The organism is Methylomonas aurea, from assembly GCF_024505045.1.
Classification (GTDB): domain Bacteria; phylum Pseudomonadota; class Gammaproteobacteria; order Methylococcales; family Methylomonadaceae; genus Methylomonas; species Methylomonas aurea.
The window spans coordinates 122964-139447 of sequence record NZ_JANIBM010000007.1; the positions used below are offsets into that span (position 1 = coordinate 122964).

Consider the following 16484-nt stretch of genomic DNA (forward strand, 5'->3'; position numbering starts at 1 on the left):
AAGGCGAGAGGCTCAGGCCATGGCGAAAACCTTATACCAATTGCTGAACTTACCGGAATCGGCGACCGCGCAACAAATCCATAGCGCCTTCAAAACCGTGGAACGACTCTACGCCGGGCGCCATGACGATGCGTCGCTGGCGAGTCTGACCCGCGCCAGAGAGGCATTCCTGATCCTGTCGGACGCGCAGCGCCGCCTGGCTTACGACCGCAAATTGGTCATGGCGCAGGTCGCGACCGACTCGGCAAATCTACCGGCCGAGCAACATCGGCCTTTCCAACTTACGCCGCGGCAGGTTGCGGTCGCCGCCGTACTGGCGGCGGCGGCCGGAGTCTGGCTGTACCGGGATTACCAAAAAACCGAACAATTGGCCGCCGCGGCCTCAGCCCTGCTGCGCCAACAAGAATCGCTAGCGCAGCACAGCCGAATCGAGCGCGAACAAGCTCGAATCGAAGCCGAACGCAGTCTGCACCAACAACAAATAGAAGAGGCCAACCGCCTGGCGTCGCAGCAGCTGGCCAACCAACAACGAGCCTTGGAATTATTGCAAAGCCGGGTGGATGCCGAATCCCGGCTGGACGAGCAGGATATCGCCGCCGGCCGGCTGGAAATGCAATACCGAAAGCCCGAATTGGCGCTGGAATTGCAGCAGCAGAAACAGCAGTACGCTGCGACCCAGCGCGAACGCGCACTGCGACAGCACGACGAGAACATTGCCAGTATCAACAGCCTGCGGGCGGCCCGGATCAGAGCTTACGACCGCGAACATACCACCGGCGAGATTTCCCGTTCGAACCCGGCTTTGGACCCTTAGCCGCCGCACCGAAAATCGCCGCCGGCTGGCTTATACTAGCGGCCCGAATCGCAGCCTTACAGGAATTTTTGATGAGCAAACCCAAAGTGTTGATTAGCCGGCGCTGGCCGGCGACCGTCGAAGCCAAATTGCAGGAACTGTTCGATACGACCTTGAATAGCGACGACCACCCGATGAGCGCCGACGAGTTTCGAACGGCCCTGCAAAACTACGACGCAGTCTGCCCGAGCGTTTGCGATGCGCTACCGGCCGAGGTGCTGAACGTCGCCAATAAACGCTGCCGGATCCTGGGAAATTTCGGCGTCGGCTATAACCATATCGACATTGCCGCCGCGCGCGAGCAAGGCTTGATTGTGACCAACACGCCCGGCGTGCTGACGGAAAGTACCGCCGATATCGCCATGACCTTGTTGCTGATGACCGCGCGGCGCGGCGCCGAAGGCGACCGCTTAGTCCGCTCCGGCCGATGGCGCGGCTGGTGTCCGACTCACATGATGAGTAGCGACGTCACCGGCGCCACGTTGGGATTGGTCGGCTTCGGCCGCATCGCCCAGGCCATGGCCCGGAAAGCGCACCACGGCTTCGGCATGAAAATTTTGTACGTCAAACCCAGCCCGGCCGATCCGGAAATCGTCACGAACCTGCAAGCGGTGCGTTGCGAGACGATCGAAGAACTCTTGCCGCAGTGCGATTACGTGTCGCTGCATTGCCCCGGCGGCGCCGACACCCGGCATCTGATCAACGAACGCCGCTTGAACCTGATGAAGCCCAGCGCGCACTTGATCAATACCGCTCGCGGCGATGTGGTCGACAGTAAAGCCTTGATTCGGGTGTTGCGGGAAAAACGCATTGCCGGCGCCGGCCTCGATGTCTACGAAGGCGAGCCGAATATCGACCCCGGCTTTTTGGAATTGGAAAATGCCGCCTTATTGCCGCATTTGGGCAGTGCCACGATCGCCACCCGCACTGCGATGGGCGAAAAAGTGCTGGCCAATTTGCAAGCGTTTTTCGCCGGCCAGGCGCTACCGGACCGGGTGGTGTGAGGCCGGCGGCTCGGTACGTCCGGCCCGGGCGCTCGCCGGCGAAGATCAGGCGGGTTGTTCGCTTCGGCGTTTTTTCAGGCCCAACATGCCGATCACGCCGGCCAGAAACGACCAGACCGCGGCCGGCAGCGGCACCGGCGAGGCCTCCAAATGGTTATCCATCCGCACGTCGGCGTACAAGCCTTCGGTCTGGCCGGCCGCCAATTCGAAGCCGAACAGGCCGCTACTGCCGGCCCGCACCACGTTCAGCTCATTGAACGCGGTATCGGCCCGGTCATAACCTTGCCACAGGCCGTCGCCGTTAAAGAAATCGATAGTGACGGAACTGGAATCGGTCGCCGATCCGGCCGCCGCGCCGAGCAGGTAATCCAGGCGCAAACTGATGGCGTAACTGTCGCTGCCGTTATTGCGAAACTCCAAGCCGTACCAAGCCAAATGGTGCGCATCCAGCATACCCTCAGCCAGCGTGCCGCTGACGGCGAAGGTGTAACTGAAACTGCCGCTGGTGGACAACTCCGGATTGTTGGCGCTGACCAAGCCGCTGCCGTGGATTTGCACTTGCGAATATTCGTCGCCGGGATAGGCCGGCGCATCGATCTGCCGGAAGTAGCCGACTATTTCCAGTCCGGATAGATCCCCCGGATTGTTCAGATTGGCGATACCTTCGATGCTGTAGCTCAGCGCGGCGGAGCTGTTGAAACTGGCGGCGGCATTGGCCGTCTCGGTGGCGGCCAAGCCCAATCCGGCCAATAATGCTAGCGAAACCCTGCTATTGATGGAACTCTGCATATATTAATCTCTACTTGATCATGATGTTCTGAAGGCCCGCGCTGCCTGACGCGACGCGGGCCGCTGTTATCGCAACCGACAATCTACCGGTCAGCGCGCCAACAACTGGTCGAACGGCAACAGCGGATCGGTCGCACCGTTGGCGCCGACCGCAGGCACGACCAGCACTTCATCCTTGGCCAGATCGGCTTGCAACGAATTGCCGGATACCACCGCCTCGTGGTTACCGACATGGCCGTTCGGCACGATTACCTCCGGATGGTCGAACGGCGCTTTTTCGTAGCGCACCCGGTCGTCGGTGAAGGTTTTTAGGTAAGCGATCAGATCGGCCCGGTTAGCCGGCGAATTGATCGAAGACGAGATGGTGCTAACCTGAAAGTGCAAATTTTCGTTATGGAAATTGCCTTGCCGGCCGTAAAACTCGATCACTTGCTCCAGCGTTGCCATACTGCCGTTGTGCATATAGGGGCCGGTCAGTTCGATATTGCGTAACGTCGGCACTTTAAAGGCCGCCTTGACCGCCACTCCCAGATTCGCCGCATTGGCTTCATCGCGCGCCGCGCTTGGCGACGGAATAAAGGCCGTCGCCGGATCGGCACAGTTTTGGTTGCGCAAGGCGCCTTCGCGGCTGCCATCCGCCTGCACCCCTTCCACGGCGGTGAAGTAATAAGGTTCCGGAAATTCGCTATCGATCGCGATCGCGGTGATGAAATCGCAGGCCCGAATATTTCTGACCAGGCTGTCCTTAATGCCTTGCGGACGGTCTTGCAGGTATTGAACATATTGCGAACTGAACGACAGCGGGTTGCCGAAATCGTCCACACCGCCGATCCCCGGATCGGCATGCGGATCGGCAACGCCGGTATTTACATAGCCCAAATCCATCAGCAAGGGCAACACATCGCCGTTATAGTCGCGGGTTACCGGATTGACATACTGGGTCATGCCGGCCGCGTAGGCTGCATTACCCGGTCCGAATGCATTCGGGCCGTAAGAAATCGGCGTTGCTGCCGGGCCGAAAGTTTTGCCCGCTTCCGGTTTTAACAAAGCTGCGTTGGTCGCCACCGCGGCCAGACTCAAGCTCGGCCCGGTATGGCATAAATTGCAGTGGTTGTTGAAAAACAAATTGCTACCGCGCTTCAAGGATTGACGCTTAGCGTCGGTTTCGGCGGGCGTGGCACCAACGATGTTGCTCCAGGTCGGACGCAACCCGGCATCCACCGGACTCAGGTCGAACGGCGACTGGTCCGACACCAAGGTCGACTGGTAAAGCTGCAGCGCCAATCCGAAGAACATCGAGAAATTGGCCTCCATCTGGTTGTAAGCCGCCTGCCCCGGCGGCGCGCCGAACGGGCCGAGGCCGCTATAAGACCAGTATTTGGCATTGAACGCCTGCATTACCAGATTTTTATAAGTGGTATTCAGCCCCGGCTGCAAATTGCCGATACTACTCAGACTGTAAGGCCCCAACACGCTATCTTCGTAGTGAACTTTTTGGTTTTGCAGCGCCTGCCGCGCCAGCAGCTTACGGCCGATATCCGCCCAAGTCCGTTTCTGGCAACTCATCTCGGTATCGCTCAAGCCGGGTCCGGTCGCCAACGATGCCAACGACGAATTCTCCAGACGCAGTTTTTCTTTAACCACCGAACGCGAATTGACCTTGACCCAGACTCCGGCGTTCGGATCGCGCTCGCCCCAAGGGCTGCTGCCGTTGAAGATATTGTTGGCCCTGCCGTCCCAGAAATTGCGTTGGTTGAATACGGCGTTGATTACGGTCGGCGCGTTACGCGGCTCCACCCGCCGGGTGCCGGTTTGATTGACATGGAACACTTCATCGACGCTACGCGCACATTGGTCGGCATTGCCGCTGAAACGCGACGCACCGCTGAATTGTCCGCTGAAGGTACCGGAAGACGCCACGACATCGTCGGTGGTAAAGGTCACGGTACTGAATTTATCCGCAGGATCGGCGACGCGATGCAACGGAAAATCTTCCGGGCGCAAGGTGTGGTTGGGTCCGCCGCTGCCGGAAGCCAAGGTATCGAAAGTTTGGCCGCTGGTATTACTGCTCTTCGCACCCGGATTCAACTGATTCTTGACCCTGGCATCGGCGCCGGCATGAAAGTGGCAGGAACCGCAGGCCATGCCGTCGCTACCGACGTTCATGTCCCAAAACAGGGCCTTGCCTAACGCAATCGCCGCGGATTTATTCACGACAATCGGACTCGAGCCGTCCAGCAAGCCCGGCACCGGCGGCACCGGTACCCGCTGTAACGAGACCGGTACCGGGCCGTGCGCCGCCACCGGCATCGCCGCTAGTGCGGCAATCAATAAAAAAAGGATTTTCGGAAAAAGGTTCATGCCTGCCTCGCAAACCCCTCATGCCTGCAGCGCCGCAACAGCGAGAGGCGGTCCGCAGGATCGGAGATGGGCCGAACGGTTGCGCGTCGCAGATTGCGCCGGTTCGGCCGAAACTTAAGAATGTGGCGCCGGCGGCAAACGCAGAAAACTCTGAAGCCGGCTACTTGTTATGTTGGAAACGGCCGCGAACCGGACTGGTTTCGCACAATCGCCACTAGCGATTGGTTGCGAGAAGAGGCCCGGTTGGCGGTCGCGCTGTATCAAACAGCCAGCGGCTTTTTCCGGCCGAACGCGGTAACGCCGAACAATGCCGAACCGAACAGCCACACCGCGCCCGGCAGCGGAACCGCACTGACGCCGGTGTTGCTGATGGTCATGCGGTATGCCTGGCCGGCGGCCGTGCCGCAATTCTGGCCGTTGGCGTTATCGTCCGGACAGCTTCCGGCCCAGCCGATCAAGTAGTAACCTGCCTTCAACCCCTGTAGCGTCAGCATCGCTTCGCCGGCACTCAAGGTGGCGAAACCGGTGTAGACGTAAGGCGAATTTTCATTGACATTGGCCAATGCTGTGCCGTTCAGCGGATCGCTAGCACCGCCGCCGTACTGGCCAACGTTTCCGGGATTGCTCGCGCCGGCGAATAGACCTTGAACTTTATCGCCGTCGCCGTTAGTAAAGGAGTAACCGGCATTGGCGTAACCGATCCAACCGTCATGGCCGCTAACCAGCGTACCGCCGTTGGATTTCATCCAGCCGTTACTGCCCAGGCTCGGATTGACGCCGACTTCTTTGTCGTGGCCGGCCACTCCGCCATCGGACGGGCCGCGGACCTGGCTCCATTCATGGCCGTAACCGCCGCCCGTGGCCGATCCGACGACCATAGGCGCAGAGCCGCTGGTCCAGATCGAAAAGCCCGGATAATTCATCGGCGACGCGCCGCCGTTTTGTTTCAGATTGACGTTGACGTCGAACCGGGTGCCGGCGGCCAAGTCCGCAGAATTACCGACCTGAAAAATCCGGAACTGTGCGGTGTGAGTCCAGCCGTAGTTGAAGCCGGTACCGTAATCGGCCCAGGCCCGCTTCGGCGCGTTGCCGGAAACCGTCGCGCTGTCGCCGGCGCCGATCACGCCCAAGCTTAAAGGACTGATAGCGGCCGCCTGCCCGGAATATGCGGTCATGGCGCCGGCGCCGAGTACGGCAAGAATGGCATGGCGTAAGCTGTGTTGGTTGATACCCATCATTTGGATGCCTCGATACATGGTTCAAAAATAAGAAATTGCATGATTGCCTGTTCCGGGGCAGTCAGGCCGTCTCCGCACGAGACCCCTGAATTTCCGCATCCTCCTCACGGCAGGTTTGGCTTTTTCCCGACAGTGATATCGTTTCGCGCTATCACACAAGGCATTAAGCACAATCCATACCTATTTTTTTCATTTAAATTTCAATATGTTACAAAATAAATACCAAAGTCTGCGGGATATGCCGCAGTTTTTGCCGATTTGCGGCCCAAAACGGCAAAATCCGGCAAAAACACAATAAAACCAAATTGTTTCAACGCCTTGCGGCCTCCGACCGCTACAGGCCGGATAGCGCTTAAACCGGCTTCCGCCCCGCCTTTGGTTGTAACAGCGGCCGGTCGCAACGGCGGCCAAACCGCTGCGGAAAGAAGCAACCCCATTACGCTATACGATTGTTTTATATCGATTAATTATCAGAAAAAGCCCAAAGCGCTGCAGATATCTAACAACCGGAATCGATCTCAGCCGCACAAATAAACACACAAATTATGTGATTTCACTTGTTTCTGCGGCATATCCCGCAGTTTGCAATCGGCCGCCGCTCCCATTTCCAGGCCGGGTTTCACATGGTGATCCCGAGTGAAGGCGTCGGGAGAAATCGTGCCACCCAATGCCGCAACCCGCTCCGGCTGCGCGCTTCCGGCCGCGGCCAATCCGGCAAAACGGCACGCCGAGACTGTTTTCGACACCGAAACACCGTTTCGCCGACGCAAGGCAGACAAGCGGATAAAATGAATACAACACTTTGATTTAATTGAACTTATCCCAACGCAGGCATGGCTATTGCTTACCGGACTTACCGACTGCCCGCCCCGGCACGGAAATTTGCGGCAACCCTTCAGTAAGGCGTTTGCTGCGATTCTTTCGGCCCCAACGCGCAGCGGCTTTGTCAGTTCGATGGTGGATTTAATATGAAATTACCCTATAAGCGTGCGTTGGCCTTCGCGGCCGCACTCGGAATCGGATTTATCCTTGCGCCGCAGCCGGATGCGCCGTTTACCGGCCACGGCGACCCCGAAGCTCTAAGCCGGTTGTACCAACGCTGGAAAAACGCGCACGAGCAATCCGCTAGTCCGGACACGCTGCAAATCGGCTTGAGCTACTCCAAGGCGCTATCCGCGCGCTTCAGCCCGGCCGCCGGCCGGCTCCAACTCAATCTACGTACCGGCCTGCTGCAGGCAACGGCGTCCGATTTACCCGAAACAAGCCAATACGAACTCTGGTTATTGGATAACCATCAGCAAACCCGGCAACGGCTGCGTATCGGCCGACTAGAGCCGGCAGCGGGCGGCCAACGCCTGACGGTACAACTCGATCCGCAGCAAATGCGCGGATTTACGCTGGACGCTGCGGCGATCGTCCAAGCGGGAACGTCTCCTGATAACGGCGGCCTGTTGTTCGGCTCGCCGAGCCTGCTGCAGCGCCTGTATTTCACCGAGCACGACTGGCCGGGTGCGACGCTGGCCTCCGCCGGCGACATGTCCACCCCGGAGCGCGCGCCGTTCGAATTTCTATTGCCCAAGACTGCCCAAGCCGGCAATTTCGGCCGCGGCCCGCAATTGGCGCAGCTAATCGCCCGCGGCCAGAAGATTTTTACCGAAGAGACCTTCGGCGGTAACGGCCGCACCTGCGCCACCTGCCACCGCCCGGACAATAACCATACGATCGATCCGAATTACATCGCCAAATTGCCGAAGAGCGACCCGCTGTTTGTCGCCGAGATCAAGCCGGAACTGGCCGATTTGGAAAAACCGGCACTGTTGCGCCAGTTTGCGCTTTTCGTCGCCAACGCCGACGGCTTCGACCGGCCGCCGGTAATGCGCAGCGCATCGCACTTACTGGGTCTGGCCAACACGCTGACCTTCGAACGCGCGGTCAATCCGGGCTACGGTAACGGCGAATTCCCCCAGGACGAAGCCTATTTCAACGACCACGATCCTGAAGCGCAGCAGTCCGGCACCCACACCCAAGCCATAGGTTGGTCCGGCGACGGCGCGCCGGACGGCGGTTCGTTGCGCGACTTCGCCAAGGGCGCGATCAAGCAGCATATGCCGAAAACGCTGGTCCGGGCCGAAAACATCGATTTCCGAATGCCCAGCGAGGACGAACTAGACGCCTTGGAAGCCTATATGCTGTCCTTGGGGCGCAGCGGCGAATTGGACCTAGGCAAGCTGTATTTCAAATCGCCGCTGGTACAAAACGGCCTGTTATTGTTCAACACCAAAAACAATCCGAAAGCCGCGGACGGTTCGGTCATTTTCGGCGCCACGGCCAACTGTAACGGTTGCCACTTCAACGCTGGCGGCATCAGTTCCACCACCAACGCCAATCCGACCCGTGATACCGGCGTCGAGCGGATGCGCGACCAGTTGCACCATTTGGCCGATCCGACCCTGGCTTACGACGGCGGCTTCGGCCAGATCCAGCAAAACGATTGCGGCCCGAATTTCGACGAAATCTGTTTTAGCGACGGTAGCGTTGCGCCGAACGGTACCACCTCGCGGCCGGCCGGACACCACGGTTTGAACCGTTTCAACACCCCATCACTGGTCGAGGCAGCCGACACGGCGCCGTTCTTCCATAACAACAGCGTGACGACGCTGGAAGAAAGCGTCGCCTACTACAGTTCCGACGCCTTCAACAGCTCGCCCGGCGCGTTTACCTCCAGTAAAGCGAATCGGCAGGGCAAATTGGACTCGTCGCAAGTCATCGCCGTAGCATTGTTTTTACGCTCGATCAATGTCCTGGAAAACATCCGCAGCTCCAACCTGCTGGACAAAAGAGCCATGGAACAAAACGGCGAGCAAAGCTTGAAGTCAGTGAGATTGGCAATAGCGGATACCCAAGACGCAGTCGAGGTATTGCAGCAAGCCGTCATCAACCCCTATCCGGAGGCGTTGGCAAAGTTACAGCAGGCGCTGAATCTGGAGACGATGGCCGGCAACCGATTTTATCCGGGCAGAATCGGGCTGTTGCGCCAAGCAATTGCGTTAAAGGAACAGGCCCGCAACCTGATGGTGAGCGGCGGTTAGGTCAGAAGGGCGGAATGCGACGGGATATTGCAGCGCAGGCAGGACTGACACCACCGCCTTGCAAATTCTGCCGCAGCCGATTTTCGGCAGGCATAAAAAAAGCCGGCGAGGCGCACCTCGTCCGGCTCTCGAAGGGTTTAGGCTTCGGCCGAAGCTTAAGCTTGAACCAGCGTTTTCCGGCGTCCGGTGTAAAGGAAACCCAACAAAGCGCTTGTCATGAACCAGATAGAGGCAGGAAGAGGAACTACAGAACCACCACCTTGATCAGCAGCAGGCTTGATATCGAAGCCGTACAGCAAAACCAAATTGTTGGAAGGCACGCTTGTTTTGGCAAAACTCAACAAATACATATTGCCAAGCAATGAGCCATTAGCGGCTTCACCCAGCCACTTACCCGCATCCCAAAGGCCCAATTTAAAGCTGCCGGTAGCAGTATAGCTACCAATACCTGTAAATGAGTAAAGTGGTGCGGCGGTGTTCAAATCAGCATTCGCTGCGAAAATACCGAAAGTTTCAGAGCTCGGTAATCCAAACAGGCTAATTGACAGGAAATTACTATCTCCGTCAGTTGATTCCCAAATGGTACTCGCAGAACTTGCAGTCGAAACGGCCAACAATAACGCGGCAAGCCAGAGTCTTAAAGATAAAAGCGTTTTCATGGATATTCCCCATTAATTAACGTTAACAAACGGCCATCCATCTGGCCACCTAGTCCGGAGTTGGAGATTTTTCCAAAATAACCGCCTCCGAACCGAGGATGAAAGCCGCAGCCTTCACCCAAAATTAATTATACAAGAAACATGCCAATAAAATTCAAATATAGATTTCAACGGATTAAGTTTGCCGGATTGAAGCGAATGTAAAATTAGCCGACACTTTTCCCTGTAAATTGAGTGATTAACGTCTCGGCTGCGCCATTTTGGTACTAATCGCACTCCGCCGCCGGCAGCCGCTGCTGCGGAGCGCCTCCGGCCACGGCCCGGGAGGCGCCGAAACGCACGAACAAAGCCTGCCGAGTTTTGCTGCGCTGCCTGACCTCGGCCCGAATACCGCGCGCCGCAAGCTGCTCGCGAAACGACTGCGCCCGGTTCTTCTCGACAAAAACGCCCAAAGACAATGCGCCTTTCAGATCGCCTTCCGGAACCATCCAGATGTCGACAACCCCCTTGGCTTGCAACATCATTTTATTGATCCGGGATTGTTCCGGATCCTTGGCGGCCGGGTAGTAGACTTGATAATCCGCCGGAACCGCCAATTCCCGGTAGTACCGGCGAACCGACAATAAAGATTTACCGTGCAACCAACGTTGCAATTCGCTGTCGTCGGCAAACGGCCCGGCTTCGTAACAATGGATCCGGACCGGCTCGCGTTTGACCTGAAGCGGCCGCGGCGGCTTTTTCTCGGCTGTTTCGCTAAAGCCCACCAGCCGTTGGGGCTGAGCCGGCAAAAGACTATCCAGCCCAGCGAAGCGTTGCAGTTCGGCGGCGTCCCGATCCAGGATGCGGGAAATTGCGGCGCCGCGCCGCGCCGTATTCCATTCTTCGACCAACAAAATCGGCGGCAGCCCGGATGGCGTATCGGCAGTCTGCGTCAACGCACCAAAATGGAGCTCCCAAAAGAAAAACAACACATTGGCCAGACATAGCAGCAAAAAAACCGGCTTCACCCGACCGTCTCCGATTCGACACAGCAACGTAACAGCCCTTTGAATACCAATTGCACATCCAGCACCTTGTCCACCGTCAGTTGCTGAGCCACCAGCGTCGCATCGCCCCCGGTCAGTACCAAACGATAATTCTGCTTTTGGCGGCGCAGCGCCGCTTCGACCAGTCCGGCCGCCGCCCACTGCACTCCGGCCTGGATTGCAGCGTCGGTATCGGTCCCCAGAGCCGTCGCTCCTGCGCCGGCCGCGACCGGCAAGGCATGGGTGTTAGCCGCCAATGCCTGTGTCATCAAACGTAATCCGGGGCAAATCAGACCGCCTTGGTGGCGGCCGTCGGCAGCAACGAAATCGACGGTAATGGCAGTGCCGCAATCGACAACACAATTGGCGCCGGGATAAGCATGCAGCGCACCAATCATCGCCAACCAACGGTCGACACCCAGTTTTTCGGGTTTGCAATAGGCGCTGGTAAGGCCTAACCCCTGCCGGGCCGAGGCCGGTCGCACCCATTTTGCCTCGGGCCACAGGCTTCGCCCGAGCCGGAACACATCCTCCACGACATCGGGAGCGGCGACGGCCGCCAACCCGATGGCCTCGGGTGCCGCCAATTCGCCCCAAGCTTGGGTTAAGGCAGTAATGAAATGGGTTTCGCGGTAGTTCAGATAACGGGTCTCGGCGATCCCGCCCTGCTCGGCCACGGCCCACTTGAAATAGGAATTGCCAATATCGACCAGCAAAATCATGACGGTCTGAAACTGACTTCGCCGGACGCGAAGGCTCGTATCTCGCCGTCGGCCTGGCGCAACAGCAGCAAGCCTTGGGCATCGACGCCGGCCACTTCGCCGTCGAAGCGCTGTTCGCCCAAAAATACGCTGACCGGCCGATGCAGCATGCAGTCGTAACTGCGCCACTCATCCAAGAAATGGGCCAACGTGCGCGATTCGAACTCGGCCAGTGCCGGCAGCAAGTGGTTCAGCAGTTCCGCGGTCAACCGGTTGCGCAAAGTATGTGCATCGCCGGCCAGGATAGCCTGCAAATCCACCCAGGCCTGGTCGATTGCCGCGGCATGCCGGCCGGGCAAGAACACGTTCAATCCCAAGCCCATTACGGCATGGCAGGGCCCGCCGCTTTCGCCGCCGACTTCGATCAATATGCCGGCCAACTTACGCTGCCGCCAATAAATGTCGTTAGGCCACTTCAATCCGACTTCTTCGATGCCCAACGCCCGCAACGCCCGCACCGTTGCCACGCCCATGGCCAGACTCAATCCGCTCAAGCCTGCCGGCCCGCCTTGAAACCGCCAGAGTATCGACAGATACACGTTATGGCCGAACGGAGACACCCATTGCCGGCCGCGACGCCCTCTTCCGGCAGTCTGCAGCTCGGCCAGACAGACCACGCCGCTATCGCCCGAGCTGCGCGCGATTTCCAGCAAATGGGCGTTGGTGGAATGGATACGATCGTGGATTTCGATGCGCTCGAGCAAGGCGGAGGCCTGGTTCGACAAGTGCTCCAGAATCTGTTGCTCCTGCAATAGTTGCAACGGATGGCTCAGCCGGTAGCCTTTACCGGATACGGCGAGCAATTCGACGCCGACGTCGGCCAGCGCCTGCTGATATTTCCACACTGCGGACCGGCTGATTCCCAGTACTTGCGCCAGTTCGGTGCCGGAATGAAATCGGCCGTCGCCTAACAGAGCGATTAGTTGTTTTAGTTTCGGTGCCAGCGGCTTCGCGCCCTCCGCGGCTCCGCTACCGGATTTGGACATCGGGGACGGCGCTCAGGATTCGTTTTTGTCGCGCAATTGCTGTAACTGCTTTTTGATGACATGCTTGATCAACAGCTCTCTGTTATCTTCGGTCAGATTGATATATTCCACGCAAATCGCGAACGGCCGCAACGGATTGTCCGCAGAGATATCCTTGCACTGCACGACTCTGGCGTAGGCGACGATGACCGCCATGCACGAGGTCAGCAACATGCGTAGTTCCAGGATTTCGCCGACCGCTATCGGTGTTTCGTTACTGAAGGCAAGACCGGTCGCGCTCAGGCTGACTTCGCGGGTATCGTGCTCGGAAAAGTTATCGGTTTGAGCGTTGATCGCCTGCGCAATCAAATTGATTTTGGTGTCGATGATCTTCAAATACTCAAACATCTCCGGATCGCGCCGCTCCAAGCGCGGTCCCAGCATCCGGGCTTCCTGGGCCAGTACGTCCAGTGCCGAGGACAACGAACAATTGCTCAATACATCGTTGGAGACATGGCTGGCGGCATCGAAATTCTTTTTGTCGATCACCTTGTGCAACAGATTGATGGTATCGTTGACCCGGAAGTAGCGCCGTTTTTCTTCAATTTCATCCGCCATGGCGTGTTCGATCCTCTTTAATGGAATTGGAATTTTTAAACGGCAATTCTAGCCGATGCCGCGGCGGCCGGGTGTAACGCCGGGATTTCAATCGGGAACGACAGCGAAAAAACCGGCAATCAAAGCGTTAATTTCGCTGCGGCCGACCAATCTCACCGGCAGGATTAAATCTTCCGGGGTCAGCCCTCGCTCCTGCAGCGACTCGCGTTCCACACAAAGCTCCGTGACTTCATAAAGCTCTAACGCCTTAAAAATAGCCGAGGTATCTTTCAACGCCAAACTTTCCGGCTGTTGCCGCGCCAGTAACTGCAATACGCCATCGTCCAGCCACAGTACCGCCACCCGCTGGTCAAAGGCGGCGGCCGTCAACAAGGCGTCCAGCGTTTCGGACAATCGAACCCCGCTGTGGGGCGGCCGGCGCATTACGAACAAAAACGACTTCACGGCAGCCTCAAGCAAATACCAGGCAACGGTCGGCCAGCAACGCGGCTTCCAGCCACTGCCCCAGGCCGGCGATCCGAAATCCGGCCGCCAAATCGTCGTCCTGCTTGCCTTGCCGGCGCGCCTCGTCCGCGCACAACAAACCACGGCGCTGCGCAGCCGAGATGCAAACGGCCAAGTCGACGCCACGGTCGAGCGCCAGTTCGCTCCATAGCCTGCCGAGCTGGATTTCGTCTTCCGGCGGACTGGCGTAGCGAAAAGCGTGGTAAACGCCGTCCTTGTAGAAAAATACGCGCACCACATCGTGGCCGGCCTCGAGCGCGGCCAGGATAAAGCGGTAGGCGCTCAGGCCGGCGTTGCCGGAGCAAGGCCCGGCATTAACTTGAACGGCATATTTCATCGCACTGTAGAATACTGTCATTGCCAATTGATAGCCGCATTTTAATACGCAGCCGCCAATCTTGCCTGTTTTGCCGCTGAGCCGTTTGCGATGGAACCAAATTCGATGCCCCCGGTCCGACCCGCCATGAGATCAATACCCTGCCTACTCGCCCTTGGCTTGAGCCTGTTTTGCCCGCCGCCGCAGGCGTTGGAAATCGAGAAAATCCAGTTGCCGGATATGGGCGATTCCGCCGGCGCCATCATTTCGCCTCTGCAGGAAAAAGAGTTCGGCGAAGCCTTCTTCCGTAACCTGCATCGGCAGGCGGAGATCAATCAGGACGTCGAGATCCAGCAATACATCGAGAATATAGGCCGACAGTTGGCGTCGCACAGCGACACGCCGTCCAACCCATTCCATTTCTTCGTGGTAATGGACCAGAACATCAACGCTTTCGCTGGCCCCGGCGGCTACATCGGCGTCAATTCAGGTCTGATTCTGCTGACCGAAGCCGAAAGCGAACTGGCGTCGGTCATGGCGCACGAGATCGCCCACGTCACACAGCGCCACTTGTACCGCTCGATCGAGAAAGCCAGCAAACTGTCGATTCCGACTGTCGCCGCGACGCTGGCGGCAATCCTGATCGGGACCCAGTCGCCGAACATGGGCCAAGCGGCATTGATGGCGATCCAGGCCGGCAACATTCAATTTCAAATCGACTTTACTCGCGACCATGAGAAAGAAGCCGACCGAGTCGGCATGCAAACGCTAGCCGAGTCGAATTTCGACCCGCGGGCAATGCCGGCATTCTTCGAAAAACTGCAACAGTCGACCCGTTATTACGGCAAAGGCGTTCCTGAGTTCTTGAGAACCCACCCAGTCTCGGAAAATCGGGTTGCCGACACCCGCGGCCGCGCCGAAATTTATCCTTACCGGCAATATCCGGATTCGCTGGCCTACCAGTTGACCAAAGCCAAGTTGGCTGTGGTCACTGCCAAGGACCCCAAAGCGGCGATGCAGCATTTCGCCACATTGGAAATGCAAGGCACCAGCGAACAGCGCGCGGTCGCTCGCTACGGCATGGGTTTGGTGCAGCTACAGAATCTGCAATTCGCTGCGGCCAGCCAGATATTCCAGCAGTTGGCAGAACAATACCCCAATCAACCCCAATACATCGCGGCGTTGGCCCGCACCGCGAGCGAAAGCCACGATTACGAAAAGGCCGGCAAGTTATACGAAGCCGCTCTGGCCCGGTTTCCGAACAACGATGCGTTGAAAATCGAGTACACCCGCAGCCTGTTGAAAGGCAGCCGCGCCGAACGAGCCAAACAGGTTCTGCAAAGCCTGTCCGACGGCCAGAAAGACCAACCCTTTTATTACGAGCTACTGGCGCAGATTTTCGCCGACCTGAAACAACCCGGCGAATCTCACCGCTATACGGCCGAATACTATTACGCCAGCGGCGATACCGAATCGGCAATCATGCAAATCAGGCTGGCCAAACAGCAACCCGATCTCAGCTTCCAGTTGCAAGCCATCCTCAACGAACGCTTGAATTTTTTCCTAAGTGAGGAAGAAACCCGGCGAGCGGAACGTTAGTCGAAATATTAGAACTATCTAACACTTTCTAAGCTTTTGTTTAAACTGATCAATTTCGAGCCGAAACCATTTTTTGTCGAAAAGCGCATTTTTTGTTGGACACCCGATTTTTTTTAAAATACACTTCGCCCACCTTTTACGGAGTGCATTCAACCCGACAGGGTTGCATCTTTGAGGGGGAGGGAAGCGGCCTGTAAAAAAGGCTGACAATAATAATAATAAATAGTAACTGCTTGACTAAACTGCCGTAAGGCAGGCGTCCAATATAATAACAATAATAATTACAACAAACAGGACGGGCCCGCGCTGAGCGGGCTTTTTATTGTCCGTCGCCCTGACTTGATCCCTGCCTCGCATCTGGCTTAAGACTTGCTTTTGCCTTATAATTCAGCTCTCTCCGCTTGAAGCCGTTGCGGCTTTTCAAGCCTCAAATCCCATAAACTCGACCAAGGTTTAATCATGGCACGCGTGACTGTCGAAGATTGCTTAGAAAATGTAGAAAACCGTTTCAAACTGGTGTTGCTGGCCAGCAAAAGAGCCCGCCAACTGGAAAAAGGCGCGGATGAATTCGTGCCGCGCGGCAAGGATAAAGATACCGTCGTGGCGCTACGCGAAATTGCCGCCGGCTTCGTCAACGAGGAAAACATCGACCGCCTGCATCGCTCCAGCTACGTATCGGAAACCCACCTGGAAATCTGAGCAG

Annotated in this window: 15 protein-coding genes; 5 read left to right on the forward strand and 10 right to left on the reverse strand. The window is 57.6% G+C overall.

Features of this window, described 5'->3' with window-relative positions; all coding sequences use genetic code 11:
• Positions 1-19: 19 nt before the first annotated feature.
• Together NP603_RS08505 and NP603_RS08510 are read left to right on the forward strand one after the other, a co-directional pair.
• A complete protein-coding gene (locus tag NP603_RS08505; RefSeq protein WP_256610435.1) occupies positions 20-814 on the forward strand; it encodes a hypothetical protein in 795 nt (264 codons plus the stop codon).
• A 71-nt stretch (positions 815-885) separates the two neighbouring features.
• Complete coding sequence (locus NP603_RS08510; protein WP_256610436.1) at positions 886-1857, forward strand: 2-hydroxyacid dehydrogenase; 972 nt, start codon at positions 886-888, stop codon at positions 1855-1857.
• Between the two features lie 45 nt (positions 1858-1902).
• Here NP603_RS08510 and NP603_RS08515 read toward each other — a convergent pair whose 3' ends face one another.
• The 3 genes from NP603_RS08515 to NP603_RS08525 form a co-directional block, all read right to left on the reverse strand.
• Positions 1903-2646: a VPLPA-CTERM sorting domain-containing protein gene (locus NP603_RS08515; protein WP_256610437.1), complete on the reverse strand. Its 744-nt coding sequence runs from the start codon at positions 2644-2646 to the stop codon at positions 1903-1905.
• 90 nt (positions 2647-2736) lie between these two features.
• The gene (locus NP603_RS21870) at positions 2737-5007 is read right to left on the reverse strand and encodes a cytochrome c peroxidase (RefSeq protein WP_305891365.1); all 2271 of its coding nucleotides are present in this window, start codon (positions 5005-5007) and stop codon (positions 2737-2739) included.
• 260 nt (positions 5008-5267) lie between these two features.
• A complete protein-coding gene (locus NP603_RS08525; RefSeq protein ID WP_256610438.1) occupies positions 5268-6245 on the reverse strand; it encodes a hypothetical protein in 978 nt (325 codons plus the stop codon).
• A 968-nt stretch (positions 6246-7213) separates the two neighbouring features.
• Between NP603_RS08525 and NP603_RS08530 the strand changes: the two genes are divergently transcribed.
• A complete protein-coding gene (locus tag NP603_RS08530) occupies positions 7214-9334 on the forward strand; it encodes a hypothetical protein (protein WP_256610439.1) in 2121 nt (706 codons plus the stop codon).
• Positions 9335-9489: 155 nt separating this feature from the next.
• Here NP603_RS08530 and NP603_RS08535 read toward each other — a convergent pair whose 3' ends face one another.
• From NP603_RS08535 to tusD, 7 genes are all read right to left on the reverse strand, one after another.
• Positions 9490-9993 carry a hypothetical protein gene (locus NP603_RS08535; protein WP_256610440.1) on the reverse strand — a complete coding sequence of 168 codons (504 nt, stop codon included), beginning with the start codon at positions 9991-9993 and terminating at the stop codon, positions 9490-9492.
• Between the two features lie 266 nt (positions 9994-10259).
• Complete coding sequence (locus NP603_RS08540; RefSeq protein ID WP_256610441.1) at positions 10260-11000, reverse strand: hypothetical protein; 741 nt, start codon at positions 10998-11000, stop codon at positions 10260-10262.
• On the reverse strand, positions 10997-11740 hold the full coding sequence (locus NP603_RS08545; protein ID WP_256610443.1) for a type III pantothenate kinase: 744 nt from the start codon (positions 11738-11740) through the stop codon (positions 10997-10999). The genes NP603_RS08540 and NP603_RS08545 overlap by 4 nt, the downstream gene beginning before the upstream one ends.
• Complete coding sequence (birA, locus tag NP603_RS08550) at positions 11737-12765, reverse strand: bifunctional biotin--[acetyl-CoA-carboxylase] ligase/biotin operon repressor BirA (RefSeq protein ID WP_256610444.1); 1029 nt, start codon at positions 12763-12765, stop codon at positions 11737-11739. The genes NP603_RS08545 and birA overlap by 4 nt, the downstream gene beginning before the upstream one ends.
• 12 nt (positions 12766-12777) lie before the next feature.
• Positions 12778-13362, reverse strand: coding sequence for a PilZ domain-containing protein (locus NP603_RS08555; RefSeq protein WP_256610445.1), 585 nt, complete (start codon positions 13360-13362; stop codon positions 12778-12780).
• An 87-nt stretch (positions 13363-13449) separates the two neighbouring features.
• Positions 13450-13806 carry a sulfurtransferase complex subunit TusC gene (gene tusC, locus NP603_RS08560; protein WP_256610446.1) on the reverse strand — a complete coding sequence of 119 codons (357 nt, stop codon included), beginning with the start codon at positions 13804-13806 and terminating at the stop codon, positions 13450-13452.
• A gap of 7 nt (positions 13807-13813) precedes the next feature.
• Positions 13814-14203 carry a sulfurtransferase complex subunit TusD gene (gene tusD / locus NP603_RS08565; RefSeq protein ID WP_256610515.1) on the reverse strand — a complete coding sequence of 130 codons (390 nt, stop codon included), beginning with the start codon at positions 14201-14203 and terminating at the stop codon, positions 13814-13816.
• Positions 14204-14329: 126 nt separating this feature from the next.
• Here tusD and NP603_RS08570 point away from each other — a divergent pair, with 126 nt between their 5' ends.
• Positions 14330-15781, forward strand: a complete 1452-nt coding sequence (locus NP603_RS08570) for a beta-barrel assembly-enhancing protease (protein WP_256610447.1) — start codon at positions 14330-14332, stop codon at positions 15779-15781.
• Between the two features lie 459 nt (positions 15782-16240).
• Positions 16241-16480 (forward strand): DNA-directed RNA polymerase subunit omega, encoded by a 240-nt coding sequence (gene rpoZ / locus NP603_RS08575; RefSeq protein ID WP_256610448.1) that lies wholly within the window; start codon positions 16241-16243, stop codon positions 16478-16480.
• Positions 16481-16484 lie beyond the last annotated feature (4 nt).